The organism is Streptomyces cadmiisoli (genome assembly GCF_003261055.1).
Lineage (GTDB): Bacteria > Actinomycetota > Actinomycetes > Streptomycetales > Streptomycetaceae > Streptomyces > Streptomyces cadmiisoli.
In genome coordinates, this window is the sequence record NZ_CP030073.1 from 203,112 (window position 1) to 217,607 (window position 14,496).

16 protein-coding genes and 3 pseudogenes are annotated in these 14,496 nt (G+C 67.0%); 9 read left to right on the forward strand and 10 right to left on the reverse strand.

Translation table 11 applies throughout. The features are described 5' to 3' along the window. Positions 1–666: 666 nt before the first annotated feature. Positions 667–879, reverse strand: coding sequence for an SAM-dependent methyltransferase (locus DN051_RS44765; protein ID WP_162624755.1), 213 nt, complete (start codon positions 877–879; stop codon positions 667–669). A gap of 122 nt (positions 880–1,001) precedes the next feature. After that, positions 1,002–1,274: a hypothetical protein gene (locus DN051_RS00990; protein ID WP_112437622.1), complete on the reverse strand. Its 273-nt coding sequence runs from the start codon at positions 1,272–1,274 to the stop codon at positions 1,002–1,004. Positions 1,275–2,489: 1,215 nt separating this feature from the next. On the opposite strand from DN051_RS00990, the gene msrB reads away from it, so the two are divergent. Continuing rightward, on the forward strand, positions 2,490–2,903 hold the full coding sequence (msrB, locus tag DN051_RS00995; RefSeq protein WP_112437623.1) for a peptide-methionine (R)-S-oxide reductase MsrB: 414 nt from the start codon (positions 2,490–2,492) through the stop codon (positions 2,901–2,903). A 159-nt stretch (positions 2,904–3,062) separates the two neighbouring features. On the opposite strand, the gene DN051_RS01000 is transcribed toward msrB, so the two are convergent. From DN051_RS01000 to DN051_RS47705, 3 genes are all read right to left on the reverse strand, one after another. Then, positions 3,063–3,662 (reverse strand): hypothetical protein, encoded by a 600-nt coding sequence (locus DN051_RS01000; protein WP_112437624.1) that lies wholly within the window; start codon positions 3,660–3,662, stop codon positions 3,063–3,065. A gap of 108 nt (positions 3,663–3,770) precedes the next feature. Further along, complete coding sequence (locus DN051_RS01005; RefSeq protein ID WP_112437625.1) at positions 3,771–4,313, reverse strand: helix-turn-helix domain-containing protein; 543 nt, start codon at positions 4,311–4,313, stop codon at positions 3,771–3,773. Positions 4,314–4,485: 172 nt separating this feature from the next. Next, on the reverse strand, positions 4,486–4,593 hold the full coding sequence (locus DN051_RS47705; RefSeq protein WP_425471801.1) for a divalent-cation tolerance protein CutA: 108 nt from the start codon (positions 4,591–4,593) through the stop codon (positions 4,486–4,488). A gap of 245 nt (positions 4,594–4,838) precedes the next feature. Here DN051_RS47705 and DN051_RS46245 point away from each other — a divergent pair. The 4 genes and pseudogenes from DN051_RS46245 to DN051_RS01025 form a co-directional block, all read left to right on the forward strand. Continuing rightward, a pseudogene (locus tag DN051_RS46245) lies at positions 4,839–5,111 on the forward strand (ISL3 family transposase); the annotation flags it as partial. A gap of 187 nt (positions 5,112–5,298) precedes the next feature. Continuing rightward, positions 5,299–5,988, forward strand: coding sequence for a transposase (locus DN051_RS46250; protein ID WP_246040824.1), 690 nt, complete (start codon positions 5,299–5,301; stop codon positions 5,986–5,988). Between the two features lie 144 nt (positions 5,989–6,132). Then, positions 6,133–6,678: a ferredoxin gene (locus DN051_RS01020; RefSeq protein WP_112437626.1), complete on the forward strand. Its 546-nt coding sequence runs from the start codon at positions 6,133–6,135 to the stop codon at positions 6,676–6,678. A 476-nt stretch (positions 6,679–7,154) separates the two neighbouring features. Next, positions 7,155–7,445 (forward strand): hypothetical protein, encoded by a 291-nt coding sequence (locus DN051_RS01025; protein ID WP_079002059.1) that lies wholly within the window; start codon positions 7,155–7,157, stop codon positions 7,443–7,445. 29 nt (positions 7,446–7,474) lie between these two features. Here the strand turns inward: DN051_RS01025 and DN051_RS47495 are convergent. Continuing rightward, a pseudogene (locus DN051_RS47495) lies at positions 7,475–7,625 on the reverse strand (IS21-like element helper ATPase IstB); the annotation flags it as partial. A 280-nt stretch (positions 7,626–7,905) separates the two neighbouring features. Here DN051_RS47495 and DN051_RS01035 point away from each other — a divergent pair. The 3 genes from DN051_RS01035 (at position 7,906) to DN051_RS01045 (ending at position 10,796) form a co-directional block, all read left to right on the forward strand. Further along, on the forward strand, positions 7,906–8,835 hold the full coding sequence (locus DN051_RS01035; RefSeq protein WP_199314831.1) for a tyrosine-type recombinase/integrase: 930 nt from the start codon (positions 7,906–7,908) through the stop codon (positions 8,833–8,835). Next, a complete protein-coding gene (locus tag DN051_RS01040; RefSeq protein ID WP_112437628.1) occupies positions 8,832–9,146 on the forward strand; it encodes a helix-turn-helix domain-containing protein in 315 nt (104 codons plus the stop codon). The genes DN051_RS01035 and DN051_RS01040 overlap by 4 nt, the downstream gene beginning before the upstream one ends. A gap of 528 nt (positions 9,147–9,674) precedes the next feature. After that, positions 9,675–10,796: a tyrosine-type recombinase/integrase gene (locus tag DN051_RS01045; protein ID WP_246040826.1), complete on the forward strand. Its 1,122-nt coding sequence runs from the start codon at positions 9,675–9,677 to the stop codon at positions 10,794–10,796. Here DN051_RS01045 and DN051_RS44770 read toward each other — a convergent pair whose 3' ends face one another. The 4 genes and pseudogenes from DN051_RS44770 to DN051_RS01065 all read right to left on the reverse strand — a co-directional run bounded on the left by DN051_RS44770 (position 10,797) and on the right by DN051_RS01065 (position 13,315). Further along, positions 10,797–11,192: a hypothetical protein gene (locus DN051_RS44770; protein WP_162624706.1), complete on the reverse strand. Its 396-nt coding sequence runs from the start codon at positions 11,190–11,192 to the stop codon at positions 10,797–10,799. An 88-nt stretch (positions 11,193–11,280) separates the two neighbouring features. Further along, a pseudogene (locus DN051_RS01050) lies at positions 11,281–11,922 on the reverse strand (ATP-binding protein); the annotation flags it as partial. 11 nt (positions 11,923–11,933) lie between these two features. Continuing rightward, positions 11,934–12,431 (reverse strand): hypothetical protein, encoded by a 498-nt coding sequence (locus DN051_RS01055; RefSeq protein WP_246040828.1) that lies wholly within the window; start codon positions 12,429–12,431, stop codon positions 11,934–11,936. A gap of 398 nt (positions 12,432–12,829) precedes the next feature. Next, positions 12,830–13,315, reverse strand: coding sequence for a DUF1036 domain-containing protein (locus tag DN051_RS01065; RefSeq protein ID WP_107094157.1), 486 nt, complete (start codon positions 13,313–13,315; stop codon positions 12,830–12,832). A 481-nt stretch (positions 13,316–13,796) separates the two neighbouring features. Between DN051_RS01065 and DN051_RS01070 the strand changes: the two genes are divergently transcribed. Then, positions 13,797–14,441, forward strand: coding sequence for an SMI1/KNR4 family protein (locus tag DN051_RS01070; protein WP_112437630.1), 645 nt, complete (start codon positions 13,797–13,799; stop codon positions 14,439–14,441). Positions 14,442–14,496: the final 55 nt, after the last annotated feature.

Here is a 14,496-nt window from a genome sequence, read left to right on the forward strand (position 1 = left end):
TTCGAGGACGCCTGCCAGGTCATCGGTGACCAGAGCATCGAGCGTCATGCGGAGATCCTCCGGGACCGGGTCGTCCACCGTCGCCCGAACCAATTTTCCCCGTCCCGGCGTCCATCGTGACGGTGATCCGCTCTCTCGTCCATGCCAGGTGCCCATGGTCGCGGCTGCGGCCGGCCCCACCACGAACGCGCCCAGGGGCCTTGTGCCCCTATCGTGACTACGGTCGGCAGTCCGTGGTCGGCGGTCCGGTCAGGGCACAGGGATACCTTCGAGCCAGGTCGGAAGCACAAGTTCTCACCCGGGAGTTCGACCACCTCTCCTGTCAACTGGGACCCAGGACAGCGGAACTACCGAGCCAGCGAAGCCAACGGCGCCGGTACCGCACGACTGACTCGGGAAGGCGAAGCGCCGGCCACGCCTTGCGCGTCCTCCCCCAGTCCACCGCGATCGCAACCGGCCCCGATCGCGCTCGGCGCGGTGCCACCTGCCGGCTGGCCACCGTCGCCGCGCCTTCGAACGATCGGTGCCTGCCCGTACCGCCCTGCGCGACAGCCGTGGTTGGCGCCCTCTCGGGCGGCTACGTCCCCGCCGGCCGACCGCTGGCGTCGGCCGCGGACGATGCCCGAGTCGGCCGCGGACGATGCCCGAAGTCAGCGTTCGACGGCGCTACTCCAGCAGTCCTGCAGCATCCCGGTGGGCCACACCGGCCGGGGGGACAGTGCCGCGCGGGAAAGCCTCCTTGCAGACCGCCACCAGGTCCACCACCAGCGTGCCGTCGTCCGCGTCAAGGCCGGCGACGTGCAGATCCGGCCCATCGGCGCGGAGCACCCGCGAAGACGAGGCCGCGAGGCGGGCCGGGCGCCGGTGGTTGTGGTGCACAAAGGTTCCCGTCGCCACCCCACCCGAAGAATCCAGACAGGCTCTCCACCAGGAATCCGCGCAGGAGCCTGGTCGCAGGTTCGACAGGCGGAAAGTGCAGGGTCGCAGACGCCGATCACCTCTCACTCGTAGCCGAGATCCTCCTCGGAGTGCAGGCGCCACCCGTCGTACTGCTTGACCAGGACGAAGGCAGTGCGCTTAAAAACGTCGTAGTACCCGGAATACGGGTCGTGGCCACATGTAAACCAGAGCGCCTCGACCCGCGCCGTGTCCGAGGCCTCGCGGACGACGGTCACCTCTTCCAGCCTGGAGACAGCCCCGAATCCATCGGCTTTGTCACGGTCGTGCGCTCTGGCGTACTCGGCGCAAAAGTCAGCAGGGCTCTCGTAGAGCATCTGAACCTCTTGGATGCAGGTTGCGGCCGGTCCGTATGAACATGATGACACCGCCGTCTCTCACAACAGCCGTACCCGCCCGGCTCGAATCACGCCTCCCACCCGGGTTCCAGGGCGCTTCCCGCGCGGGTGCAAGGGCGTTGGGAACCACAGCCTGCAAGGCCCTGTCCCTCATGACCCACCTTTTTGGGGTCTTCTGTGAACACCCGGCGGCCCACTGGCCGATCGCACACCCCGACGAGCTGTCGACCAGCACCGTGTCAAGCGGCTGGCGACAGATTCGGTAACCGCACCGCCGCCTTCACCTCACAAGGTCACCTGCAGGACCTTCGGCCACCCCGACACGCACACCCAGGCGGAACAGCCCCGCCTCAAGACCGTCCCGGCCCACCGGCCCGAACCCGACGCACTCACCGGACACCACCGACCCTTCACCAAGATCCCCACCGAGCGGCAAAGCCAGCGGCAGCCCGAGAGGCTCGACGCTGTCTGCAAGGACAATCTGCCCAGCCCCCCACAACCCTCACCACCGTTACCGACCGCTACGCTGTCATCGCCAGCCTCACCCCGCCCTGGAGCCGGGTGCCGCAGAAGGGCACGACAACTGGATCAAGATGCTCAAGCGCGCGAAGGGCGAGCCGGGTGTCGCGACGGGGCCCTCGTTCCACGCGGACGTGCGCACAGCCACCTCCGGACGGCCGTCCAATTCGCGGTGCACGGCGCCGCAGCGGCAGTGGCCGTGGTGTGCGCGGAGTAGCGGTGAGGGCGGCGGCAAGGTGAGCGACGGCGGCACGGTCGCGGCGAGCAGACGCCGATCCACGTGTCACTGACCCTCGTGATCACCGTGCCGGTCGCGGCGGCTGCCGAAGACTACCCGCCGGCGACGACCCCGCAGTTCGTCTGCCCGACCACGCGAGCGGAGCGACGGCATGTGAACCTTTTCACCCGGGGAAGGGACCCGAGGGATACCGCCCGACACATAGAGCTCTGGTAAAATATTAAACTTCCCTATTCGGCGATTCGGCTCCCAGCCTCCACGGCGGGCAAGTCCACGAGAACGAGCAATGTTGCGGTTCCCGGTATAAGTCAGCCGATCTAATCCCTGCCCGAAAACACGAGGCCCGCACCCGCGAGAAGCCTCGACCACGCAGACCAAAAATTACAGTCCGCCACTCGCCGTCTTGGAACAGCGTTACAACTCTGAAGGATCATGTCATGGCCTACGATATCGAAAAGTCAGATGCCGAATGGCGTGCCGAACTCACTCCCGCCGAGTTCAGGGTGCTGCGCGGCGCTACCGATGAAGCTCCGTTCACGGGAGAATACACCGACACCAAAGAAGAGGGTGTGTACTGCTGCCGGGCCTGCGGTGCCGAGCTCTTCACTTCCGAGGAGAAATTCGACTCCCGCTGCGGCTGGCCTTCTTTCTACGACCCCAAGGACCTCGATTCCGTCGAAGTAAAGCAACAGCGATCACTGTTCGGCCAGGAAGCCCCAGTAGTTCAGTGCGCCCGATGCGGATCGTATCTCGGAGAATTGTTCACTGGTGAAGGATTCAACACCCCCACAGACAAGCGATACTGCATCAACAGCCTGTCCCTGCGACTGAACCCTGCCGACGGCGAATGATGTGAACCAGATCGCAGTCATCGCAGCCGTACGACTCGACCTTTAGTGGTCGGATCACACAGTCGCTGCCGCAGTGATGCTGCTCCAATGCCACGGCAGACGGTGGCGCAGCGCCGGTGCCAGCGCCGCCCCGCGAGTTCGCCATGGAACGGCCGACCTTTAGAGGTACTGACCCCTCCGCCGATGTAGGACATGTACCAGCGTGTAGCCCGGCGACAGGCAGACCTCCTTGCTGCTGTTCGCCTCGTGCGGAGTCACCCCGTCGGCGGCGATGAAGTCGAAGACCCACTCGTTCCAGGGGCAGGTTCGGCACAGCGGGCAGCCCAGGCAAGCCCGGCACAGGCTCTGCCCGGGTGCGGTTGCGGGCGCACCACAGCCGTAGCATTCCACCAGCGCCCGGTAGGCCAGGGCAGCGACCAGAGCGCGGGATGCGGCCTCCGTGGACGACCGCGCGGACGCTGGTCCCACGGGCGCCTCGTCTTCTGGGACATCGCCGCCGTGGTGCCGGCTGTCCGACGCGGCGTGTGGCGGATAGGCGTGTGCAGTACACAGCCGGGCGGCGATGATCGCGCCGACGGTGGTGCGGACCCGGTCCGGCAAGGGCCGGTGGGTGACGACATGGCGTAGGTGCTCGGTGTTCCAGCCGGCCCCCATCATCGCGGTGATCACACGGCCCTGATCGGTCAGCACCGGCCCGGTCAGCAGGAGGTCCGGACCGCGGGCACCGATGTCGAGCAGCAGCCGGATACCCGGATGCATCGCATCCGCCCGCAGCCCGGGCGGCGGCGATGCTGCGGACTCAGGCTGCTGCTTCGCTGCGGACGTTTCGGCATCGCTGCGGGCGCAGGGACGGAGGGGTCTGGTCTTCTACTTGGTGGTGTTCTTTCTGATGGTGTTCTTAGTGAGGTGGTCAGCCGACGTCGGGTCATCCACCGGTGGAAAACCCGACATCGGCTGCGACCTGCAGCGTCGCTGACTCGGCAGATCGGTGAGGACGTACGCTGCCGCACCGAGCGTGCCGTCCGCATGGCGCTCGAGTTCCCGGCACAGCAGGCCATGCTTCTCCAGTTCCTTGAGCCCGCTCCTGACGGCTGCCTCGCCGTCGCGGCCGCGGCGCGCCAGATCCGCGACGCTGATCCGCCAACCGTCCCAGTGCGTGCTGATCAGCCCGAACAGACCCTGCGCTTTGAACGAAAGCCGGGGGTCGCGGAACAGGCCGTTGGCGATCTGCGTGAAACGGTCCGCCGCCACCACGCCACGCCGGATCCCCGCCTCGAAACCGGCTCCCGCCCGACTCGACGACACGAACACGGACGGGCCGCCGACCGCGTGCCCTCGCCCGGCATCACGGAGGGCCGGCTGGTCCGTGATCGAGTAGGCGATCCCGTCGAGCGTCCTGGACACGGCCACGACCTGAACGCTACGCGTCCGGTCTGGTCTGCGCGGCAATCCAAGCCAGGCGGTTCGCAGACCCGGCGACGATCGGCACGGCCGCGATCTCCGGACTGTCTCACGGGTGATGCGCCATCAAGTGCGCTTCCAGTTCGGTGTACCGGCTTCGTGTGGCCTTCAGCAACAACTGTCATTCCTCCCCGGTACCGAACGCACCGTCTTGCCAGAACGCCGAAGTCACCGGGCCAATGATCCGAGCCCCCGCCGCCAGCCTGCTCTGAACGACCGAACGGGCCAGATCAACCGCCTGCTCACACGACTGCGTCGCCGTGGACCCGGCGCTTCATCTGTGGGGCGGCGGACTGTCCGCGTCGGACGTTCGCCGAGCCGTTCTCCCGGTTGGCCGCCCCGCACACACGGTTCACTACGCGGCTCAACCACGCCCTGGAACGAGTGGGGCTCGCGCTGGCCGGGCGGGCCGGCGCTCGGCTGGCAGCCCAGCTGGGCTTCGGCGCGGGAAAAATGACCTTGTTACGTAGGGTCATGGCCCTGCCCGATCCAGGCTTCAGCACTCCGCGAGTTCTGGGCGTGGACGACTTCGCGATCCGCCGCGGCCAGACCTACTCCACCGTCCTGACCAGCGTCGAAGACCACCGCGTGGTCGATGTGCTCCCGACGCGTGAAGCCGGTCCGCTGGCCGCCTGGCTGATCCGTCATCCCGGAGTGGAGATCATCTGCGGGGACCGGGCAGGCGCCTACGCCGAGGGCGCACCGCGCGGTGCACCCGACGCTCTGAAGGTCGCTGACCGGTTCCATCTATGGCAGGGCCTCGGCCGGGCCGTGGAGACCTGCGTCGCCGCCCACAGGCAATGCCTGCGCAACCCGCCGCCCAGCGGCATGCTGCCAGAGGCCCCCGGCCAGCTTCCGGCCAGCCGCAGAACGACGCGGCGCCCGTCGGCCGGCGGGCCGAGCGCAAGAAGGCCGCACCACCCTGGTCCACGAGATGCTTGCCCAGGGTCACTCACGCCGGGCGATCGCCCGGCACCTGGGCTGGGGCCTCAACACCGTGCTCCGATACGCGAACGCCGCACGCTGGCAGGACACCATCCGCGACAACCGGCCCCGGCCCAGCAGACCCGACCCCTACAAGCCCTACCTGGAACGACGATTCGCCGAGGGATGCACCAGCGTCACCCGCCTCCACGGTGAACTCCACGCCGACAACGCGCCCGTCACCTACCAGATGGTGCGCGCCCACATCGCCACCCTGCGCACGGCTCCGGCCGGGGCGCCGCCCCGGCCGCCGACAGTGCGGCAAGTGACCGGCTGGCTCACCCGGCACCCCACCGCGCTGAGCGAGGACGACCGCACCAGCCTGAAGGAGGTCCTGGCCCGCTGCCCCGAGCTGGACACGGCCGCCGGACATGTCCGGGACTTCGGGGAGATACTCACCGACCGCCTCGGCTCCACACTCCCCACCTGGATCGACGCAGTCGACGCCGGCCAGCTACCCGGCCTCACTGGCTTCGCACTTCACATCCTCCGGGACCTCGACGCCGTAACAGCCGGCCGCACCCTCGACTGGAGCTCCGGCAGCATCGAGGGCGCCGTTAACCGCATCAAAAGGATCAAGAGGCAGCTCTACGGCCGAGCCGGCTTCGAACTACTCCGCAAAATGATCTTGCTCCAGTAGTTCCTCGCGCCAATGCGGCTCTGCTGCTGGTCGGCACCTTCGAGGTCAGAGCTCGGTCGTCCAGACCCGACAGGGTGCTCACTCGGTGCCAGCCACAGCTCAGGCTGCGACTCTCAGCTCTTCGGGCAAAAGTACGCTGCCCTCATGACGCTCTACTTCGACGCGGCGGCGGTGCTGTTCCAGGTGTACCCGAGCTGTAACGGTCGCTGGGAGGACCGCCTGTGGCTCAACGTCCCGGGGCCGGTGTACGGCGCCGAGACCGATAACTGCGCGACAGGTCGACTCGAAGCCCCGCGTCACATCCACTACGGCGGTGAGTACTTCACTGAGTACGTATACCGCCAGCCGCGCACACCGGACGAGGTGAGGGAGGTCCTCGGTGCCATCGAGGCGGACCCCATGGACGGCTATGCCTGGGACGGAGACCAGCGGTGGACACCGGAGTTGGTCCGGGAGTGGTGGCGGGACCGGGAGCGGATCCTGCAGTACCTGAGAGACCAGGTGCACGAGTGGGAGCGGTACGACCGGTGGATCCCGAACCAGCGAGCAGCGGAAGGTGCCCTGGACTTCGCGGCCTACATCGCTGGCGGCACCGACTCCGGAAGCCTGGAGACGGACCTGCAGATCTACCTCTACTGGCTACAGGAACGCCGCTCTCCCACCCCGGTCGACCGACTGCCCGAGCTCTAGACCGATATACACCGACTTACCTGAGACAGGACAGCAGCACGGCAGCCTCACATGACTCTGTAGCCACCACAGGTCGGACGACGGGAGCCGAGACCACGGCAACGAGAGGTGCGGCAGAACCAGGGCCATCCTCCCAATCGAACGCAAACATCACGCTCCGCGACTGTCCCCAAGATCTGTGCCAGAACCTTCAATCGAGAACACCTGTCGGTGGGTTTCGGCATCACGCCGTGACCGACAAGCTCGTGAATGTTGGTGAGAAGTAGGAGCACCCCGGGTGGCGGGGGCTCGATCGTGCCAGCGGAGCCGGCTGCGTTCGTGGCAGGATGACGACATGTTGATCGGCGATGCCGCGTAGGCGCCCGAAGGCCGTCCGTGATGAGCAGTGGCGGCCTCACAGACACGTTGCAGTTCGGCGAATCCGGGGCGTCTCCGCGAGGACTCGTGTAGCTGTCCGCCGCGTCGAGGATGAGCGGATGTGGCCTGGTGCAGTTGCTGACGCGCTCGCCCGTTTCGAGTGGGCGTTCAGGCGACCCGGCCGATATCTGAACGCATCCCGGGTCTGGCAGCCCGGACTGGAGGTGGAGTATGCCCGCGATGATCTGGAAGAGGTCGTGCTTCACCTCCCTCGCGGTGCCCAGCGCGATCTCGGCCGGCTGGTTGCTCGTATCGACGATGAGTTCGAGCGTCGCACTCTGCCGAATCCTGGGCCGGTGAACGCCTTCACGGTGGGCGGCTGGTGGTGGTCAAGGATCCGTGAGCACTGACGATGCTCACGAAGCCTCGTGCGCCCAGGTCAGTTCGTGGCCACCTGTTGTTCGGCGCGGGCGCGGGTGGTGGCGAGGCTGTAGAAGTTGGTGCGGGGTTTCGATGATGTTGCCGCCGAAGGTGAGGCGGTCGACGATGGCCCCGCAGAGCCTGGGATCGGTGAAGGTCTTGGTCCAGCCATCTGGGGCTGGCACTTGTTCCCTCACAAGGGTTGCCGCTGCCACCTGGCCGTATCCCCCTTCTGGGGGCCTCGTTGATTCTCGCGGTGGCACTCCTGTTTTCAAGGTGCTGCCTTGACCGTTCAGGTGCGAGGAAGGTGTGCCGGTGGCGGAGGCGAGACTGCAGGTCATCGCGGGCGGGGCTATTCCGTAGGAACCGCTGACGACGGATCCATGGCAGTTCCAGACCGCGTGCGTCGACGCGTTCGTCGCCTCATGGCGGGCCCGAGGGTTCAGTCCAGTGACCATCGACAACGACATCGGGCAGCTGGAGCGGACCCTGAAAGCTCTGGGCCGGCCTGCATGGGAGGTGACGCCCGAGGACGTCGACCGCGTGGTCGGCGACCTGGCGGTTCAGGGCCGCAAGACGTCCACCCGGCGCGAGTATGTGCAGATCTTCAAGGGCTTCCACCGGTTCCTTCAGGCCCGCAAGGCGCCCGAGATCGAGGCCGCGTTCGGCGTCCGCCTGGTCTGCCCGATCGACGAGTTCAACGCCTCCCGTCACGTCGGCGACGATTCACCGGCCCTGCTGCCGCCGCCGACACCGGAGCGGGTGAACGAGTTCTTCGACTTCATGAAGCAGCGGATCGCGACCGCGAGGAAGTACGGACCCGCCGCCCGGGACTATGCGATGTTCCGGACTCTGTATCACGCCGGACTCCGCTCCGAGGAGGCATCACTGCTGGAGAAGCCGGACCTGCACTTCACCCGTGGGCCGTTCGGCAAGCTCCATGTGCGGTTCGGCAAGGGCGCCCATACTTCCGGGCCGCGGCCGCGGTGGGTGCCCATGCTGGATGGACTCGATCTGGTGCTGCGATTGTTCTTGGAGGACGTGCGGCCCAAGTTCCCCGACTCGCCGGTGCTGTTCGCCGACGAGTCCGGGGGCAGTCTCCATCGCGGGACCATCCGCAACCGCCTGCGCTGTCTGATGGAGCTCGAGGGCCGTCCGCCAGCCGACCGGTTCAGCCCGCATGCCCTGCGACGAGCTTGCGCGACCCACAACTACGAACGCGGCGTCGACCTCGCGGCGATCCAGCAGATGCTCGGTCACTGGACGGTCAGCTCGACCATGCGATATGTCCGGCCCTCGGCGACCTTCATCGAAGACGCCTATCAACGTGCCGTCGCGAGCACTCTGGCCGAACTGACCGGGAAGGACATCAAAGGGTGAAGATCCAATGGCGGCTGCGGATGGCCGCCGCCCAGCGAGAGGTCTGGACCGGCACCGAACTGCGGCGGTTGCTCGCCGAGAAGGCCGGTCTGGAGCTGTCCTCAGCGTCGGTGTCCGCACTGTTCACGAAGGAACCCTCGCAGGTGAAGATGACCACGCTGGCCGCGTTGTGCACCGCTCTGGAGTGCACCCCCAACGACCTGATCGAAGTCGACACCACCCCCGTCGAGCGGCCGATCGCACCCCCTCGCCCGGTCGCCGACCTGCCGCAGGCCGCCTCGGCCCGGGGCCGGTCGATGCCGCCCCTGTGACGGCGGGCCGCGATGGGCAAGAAGCAACGGGACTGCGTCGCCTGCGGCGGACCGGTCGGATATCTCGACCGCCAGCACTGCTGCCGGTGCTGGCGCCGCATGAAGGGGGAAGCCGCCAAGGCCCCATGCCCCTCCTGCGGCCTCGACCGCGTGCTGCAGAACGACACCGGCAGGTGCATCACCTGTTCTCGCGTTTGCAGGGAATGCGGCCACCCGGTCCGGTCACCGAAGAACCAGCTGTGCCGGGAATGCCGACGCAAGGCCGGCCAGCTGGCTGGCCAGCGGATATGCCCGCGCTGTGGAAAGCTGGGCTATCTGCGCGAGACGACCGGCTGGTGCGGTCACTGTTCACGGCCCCGGCCGGAGAAGAAGCCGCCGAGGATCTGCCGCGAATGCGGGCAACTTCGGCGCCATGCCGGCCTTGGGCTCTGCTCGGCCTGCTGGCAAAAGCACCCCGGTCGTCCCTTCATCCGCGGTGAACACCTCCGCGAACGGCTCACCGACCCGCCCAGATGGCTCGGCGATTTCGTGGCCGAGGTCGCGGCTGGCCACTGCGTTGCCAGAGCCTGCGGCTTCATCACGGACCTGGGGCGGCTCCTGGAGGACGAGCACTCCAACTCGCCCCAGGCCCTGCTGGAACGGTCCCGCAGGCCCGGACGGTCGATGGGCTCCTTCGCCCGTGCACTCGAGGACTTCTTCACCCTCCGCGGCCTGGCACTTCCCACCGACCAGGCCGAGCGGCTTGCCGCGGGCCGACGTCACCGCCGGGTCGAGGCCGTGCCCGAACCCTTGCGGCAGGCCGTTGCGGCGTTCGACGTCTTCCGGATGCGAGCCCAGGATCGGGCGCGGCGAGCCGGCACCCGCCCTCGCACCAACCACACCCTGGAAACCGCCCTGGCCACTCTGCGGGACCTGGCCGTCTTCCTGATCAACGAGCGCGTCAAGGACGGCTGGTCTCTCGTCGACGTGCACGACATCGAAGCCTTCCTTGCCGTCCTGCCCCGGGCCCGCAAGCGGCGACTGACAGTGCTGCGGCAGTTCTTCCGCTTCGCGCGGGCCCAGAAGCTGCTGCTGGTCGATCCGACCCGCGGCCTGGCCGCGAAGGAAGCGAGCGGCTTCCGTGGCCAGACCCTCACTCTCGATCAGCAGCGCGAGCTGTTCCGGCGCTGGACGGCCGAAGACCTCGTTCACCCCCACGAGGCTCTCGTGGGCATGCTCGCCCTGCTGCATGGTGCCTCCAGCTCGGAGGTCCGGCTGTTGCAGATCACCGACGTGGACCGCCTCGCCCAGAGCATCCGGCTCGGCAAGCGGCCCCACCCCGTGCCCCTGGACCCCGCCTCCTGGACGGTGCTGCAGAGATGCCTGGACCACCGCAATGGCTGGCCGACCGAGAACCCGCACGTCATGGTCACCAAAGGAACAAAGGCTGGGCGAAGCCCGGCCTCAACCGCCTATCTCTCCCATGTCCTTGACGACTGCGGATTCCCTCCCCGGATGATCCGCAGCACCCGCCTGCTCGACCTGGTGAACACCATGGACCCCAAGCTCGTCGCCGCCGCCTTCGGCATGGACCCACAAGCCACCTTGATCTATCTGTCCGATCGCATCGACGAGACCCGCTTGTCGCAGTGGGAGACGGAAAGAGGCTGATTAGAGCACGTAAGGGTAGAGACTGACCTTCTCGCGGTCGACAAGGAGCTCGACCCACGTATCGGCGACATCTTCGGGCAGCGGATCAGCAAGGTCTAGCAGGATGTTCGTACCGTCGAGGTCCAGCAGGGCGGCGCCGTCCTCAGTCGGGCTCAGCTGTCCCCGCAAAACCACGCAGTGCCCGCCAGTTCGGAGCCCAGGACCGACCCCAACAGCTGGCTTGACGTTCTGCCGCCAGGCGATGTCCTCGTCGATCGTCCACTCGACGTGGTACTCGCCGGGCTTCGCGGCCCCGTCCCCGCACCAACGGACCGCAGTGTGACCGAACGAGGTCCGGACATCGGCCAGCCATAGGCCTCCGGGAGACTTTGCGACCTTCACCAGTTCGATCAACACCCCTCGATGATGAAGCATCCACGTCGCCGCCGGAACCCGTGAAGTTTCGGCGCTGCCTGGCACGGGTTCGCCGGAACATGTGCGCTTTTCCGAACGACTCGTTGGAGGCGATGGCGACGCTGTTCTTCTCCTCGCGCTCGGTCAGGACCTGGAAGAGGAGCTCGGCGCCGCGGCGGTCGAGTTCCATGTAGCCGAGTTCGTCGATGCAGAGCAGGTCGACGCGGCCGTAGCGGGCGATGGTCTTGGTCAGCTGCTTCTCGTCGGCGGCTACGACCAGCTCGTTGACCAGCTTCGTCGCCAGGACGTACTGGACCCGGTGGCCGGCCATCGAGGCCTCGGTGCCGAGCGCGGTCAGCAGGTGGGACTTGCCCGTGCTGGAGTCGCCGGTGAGACAGAGCGGCAAGCCCTTCTTGATTCATTCACACTTGGTGAGGGTGTGGACCATGTCCGCGTCGTTGCACAGTTGGCGTCGAAGTCGAACTTGCGCAGCGACTTGTCGCGTGGGAACCCGGCGACCTTGACGCGCCGCTCAGGGCCGGCGCCGGGCCCGGTCATCGCGCTCTGCCAGCAGGAGCTCGGAGAGGAATCCGAGGTCGGACATCTGCTCGCGGCCGGCCGTTACGGGACTCGGGAACTGGGAGCTGGTGGGCAGCCTCAGCATCCGGCATGCCTGGTCGATCGCCGCCGTGGCGGCCTGTTCGGTGAGTCCTCGCTGGCGGGGGATGGACACGCTGTTCTCCTTCAAGGGGTGTGGCGGTCGCGGCGGAGCCGCAGGAGCTGGTCGTAGTGAGCGACCGACGGCAAAGGCCGTTTGTCGGGTGGCAGGCGGGCGCGGACAGCAGCCGCGAGCGGAGCAATGCTGGTCCGGCTGACTGTCGCCGGTTCCGGGGCCTCCACAGGGATAGCGTCGGCGCCCGCCGCCTTGCGGGCTTCCAGGGCGACGGCGTCCGCCGTCAGCGCCCCGGTCTTGAGGGCGTCGGCAAGTCCGTTGACCAGGTGCTCGTGCGGCGAGTGCCGTCCGAGGAGGAGCACCTCGATGAGCGTACGGGTGCCGTCCCGCTCGCCTTGGGTCTTGACCGCGGCTTCCCACCAGGCGTCGTGGACGGGAGTGAACCGGCCTGCGGAGCGGCCCTGGTCGAGCGCGGCCGCTCCCGGCAGAGCGCCAGGTTTGCGCACGAGAGCTTCCAGGTAGTGGTCCAGTTCGAGGCGGGTGCCGCCCTTGGCAATCAGCCGAGGCATGCAGCATCGCGCGGACGTTCCGGCCGATCAGCCGGATCGACACCGAGTAGCTCCGGCGGAGACCGACCCCGACGACCCGCCGCAGCCGTCGTCCGCTGACGTTGCCGTCAAACGCCGTATGGGCGGTGGACAGGGTGCCGGGTGCCCTACATGGCGGGACAGGCCCTAGCCGCGGCCCAACTCAGACCCGCAGTGACACCGGCGGCACACAGCAGCTTGGCGTATGTGCGGCGCAGTTCCCCATCGTCGATGCGACCGCCGAGCCTGCGATGCAGGCAGGCCCGGCCAGTCAGGACAGGGTGTGGGCGGCGGCCCGCCGGTCACCGCCCAATGTGCGGGCAGCAGCAGGTTTCGGGGCGGGGCCGGAAATTTTCGGGAGTGAGGACCTGAAGAGGCGCTCACGACTGCCGTTGGACCAGATTCAGTGCCCCTCCGTCGACGCCTACCTTGATCTCCAGTGCGCCCACCATGTGTACGCGAGCGTTGCAGCTGCTGCTTTGCAGGAGCGGGATCGAGCCTTTGGGTTCGGACGTGACAAACTTGTCTCCGGCTCTGACTTTTCCGGTCACTGGCACAGCGACGGCTATCTTCGTGGCGTCGCCAGTCCACTGGCGAGCCCCCCCTTTGGTTCGCGCATAGAGGTAAACCGGGCTTCCGATGCGCATGACGGGCACCGGATAGACTTCTGTGGCATACGCGTCCACACGCAACCACCCCACCGTAAGCCATGTTTCACGGGTTCTCTCGGGGGTGAAGCAGAGAGCCAAGTAGAGGTTCTTGCCCGTTCTGTTTCCGATCGTCACAGGCTTGTTTCCAGTGCCCGTCGCGTATCGGTACAGCGCTTTGCCACCGCTGAGAAGAATTGCACTGAAGGGCTCGACCATAAATTCCCCCGGGTCGGTCTAAAAAGCGAGGTAATTCTCGCTCCATGCCCCTGGGGACGCCAGCGTGTTGGCGAAAATGACCACATTCTTTCCCGTGCAACCACTTCCTTTCGGTTTGGGTCTCTTGGTTCGGCATCAGCAACCACGCCCCCACAAACACAGCCTCTCCCAGCGCCTTCGATACTCCCCGCCGCCGGACCTGACGCGAATTCGGCTAACACCGCAGAACGGATACCCGGCCCCGGAGCGGGCGCACAGGCATCGCGGCATCAGGCCCGTCACGGACTGGCTGCGGGAGACCTGGAAGAGCGAACTGCCGGCGCCGTTCGCGTACATCACGCCGGCCGGGTGGCCGTCGGCTTCGGGTCGCATCCGCCGGGGGGCAAATCGCGGATCAGTGCCCGCCTGCCGCGTTCCCGGAGGACGTCCAGCACCGTCGCAGCGCAGGAGGTGTCAGCACCAGATGGCAGGATGCCATGCCATGACCGCACCGATCAGTGAGTCGTGGACGCGCATAGAGAACTGGCTGGCCGAGCACGCCCCGGCGACCTACGCCGCGCTGGCGCCGCCCGCGGATCCGGCGGACATCGCCGCAGTCGAACGCGTCATCGGCCGACCACTGCTTAAGCCCTTGGTGATGTCGCTGCTGCGGCACGACGGTCTCCTCAACCAGCGGGACGCGCTGCTGCCAGGGTTCTACAAACCGATGAGTGCGCACGAAATAGCGACTGCGTGGCAGCTTCTCACCCGCTTCTACGACAAGCGCGAGGCGGATGAGATAGGAGAGGAGGCGGACTACGACTTCATGAAGCGCGGGTTCAGCAGCGTCCTGTACGGACATCCCCAGTTGATCCCCATCGCGCGGGACCTCGGCGGGGGTCACCTGGTGCTGGACCACCGTCCCGAGATCGACCGAGGGCGCGTCCACGAAGCCGAGGCCGTGGAAGGCATTAGGCGCGTATCACACGAGCTGTGGACGACCCTGCCGGTGCTCATGGAGGCGATCGCCACGTCTCTCGAGACTTCCCAGTCCCTCAACGGCTACACACCGGTAGTGGATCAGGAGCAGAGGCTGTGCTGGGACATCGCACCACTGCGCAGCGACCAGCCCTTGCATCGGTCATGACGGTCTGATGCACGATCGGGTGACGTCTTGACCAAACCTGCAGCAGACCCGTGCT

What these genes read in the sequence shown, in the direction of transcription:
- DN051_RS01065 (WP_107094157.1), bottom strand. Translation starts at nt 13,315, where the DNA reads ATGGTCGAGCCCTTCAGTGCAATTCTTCTCAGCGGTGGCAAAGCGCTG.
- DN051_RS01025 (WP_079002059.1), top strand. Translation starts at nt 7,155, where the DNA reads ATGTGGCCTGGTGCAGTTGCTGACGCGCTCGCCCGTTTCGAGTGGGCG.
- DN051_RS00990 (WP_112437622.1), bottom strand. Translation starts at nt 1,274, where the DNA reads ATGCTCTACGAGAGCCCTGCTGACTTTTGCGCCGAGTACGCCAGAGCG.
- DN051_RS01055 (WP_246040828.1), bottom strand. Translation starts at nt 12,431, where the DNA reads ATGCCTCGGCTGATTGCCAAGGGCGGCACCCGCCTCGAACTGGACCAC.
- DN051_RS01000 (WP_112437624.1), bottom strand. Translation starts at nt 3,662, where the DNA reads ATGCATCCGGGTATCCGGCTGCTGCTCGACATCGGTGCCCGCGGTCCG.
- DN051_RS01070 (WP_112437630.1), top strand. Translation starts at nt 13,797, where the DNA reads ATGACCGCACCGATCAGTGAGTCGTGGACGCGCATAGAGAACTGGCTG.
- DN051_RS01020 (WP_112437626.1), top strand. Translation starts at nt 6,133, where the DNA reads ATGACGCTCTACTTCGACGCGGCGGCGGTGCTGTTCCAGGTGTACCCG.
- DN051_RS46250 (WP_246040824.1), top strand. Translation starts at nt 5,299, where the DNA reads ATGCTTGCCCAGGGTCACTCACGCCGGGCGATCGCCCGGCACCTGGGC.
- msrB (WP_112437623.1), top strand. Translation starts at nt 2,490, where the DNA reads ATGGCCTACGATATCGAAAAGTCAGATGCCGAATGGCGTGCCGAACTC.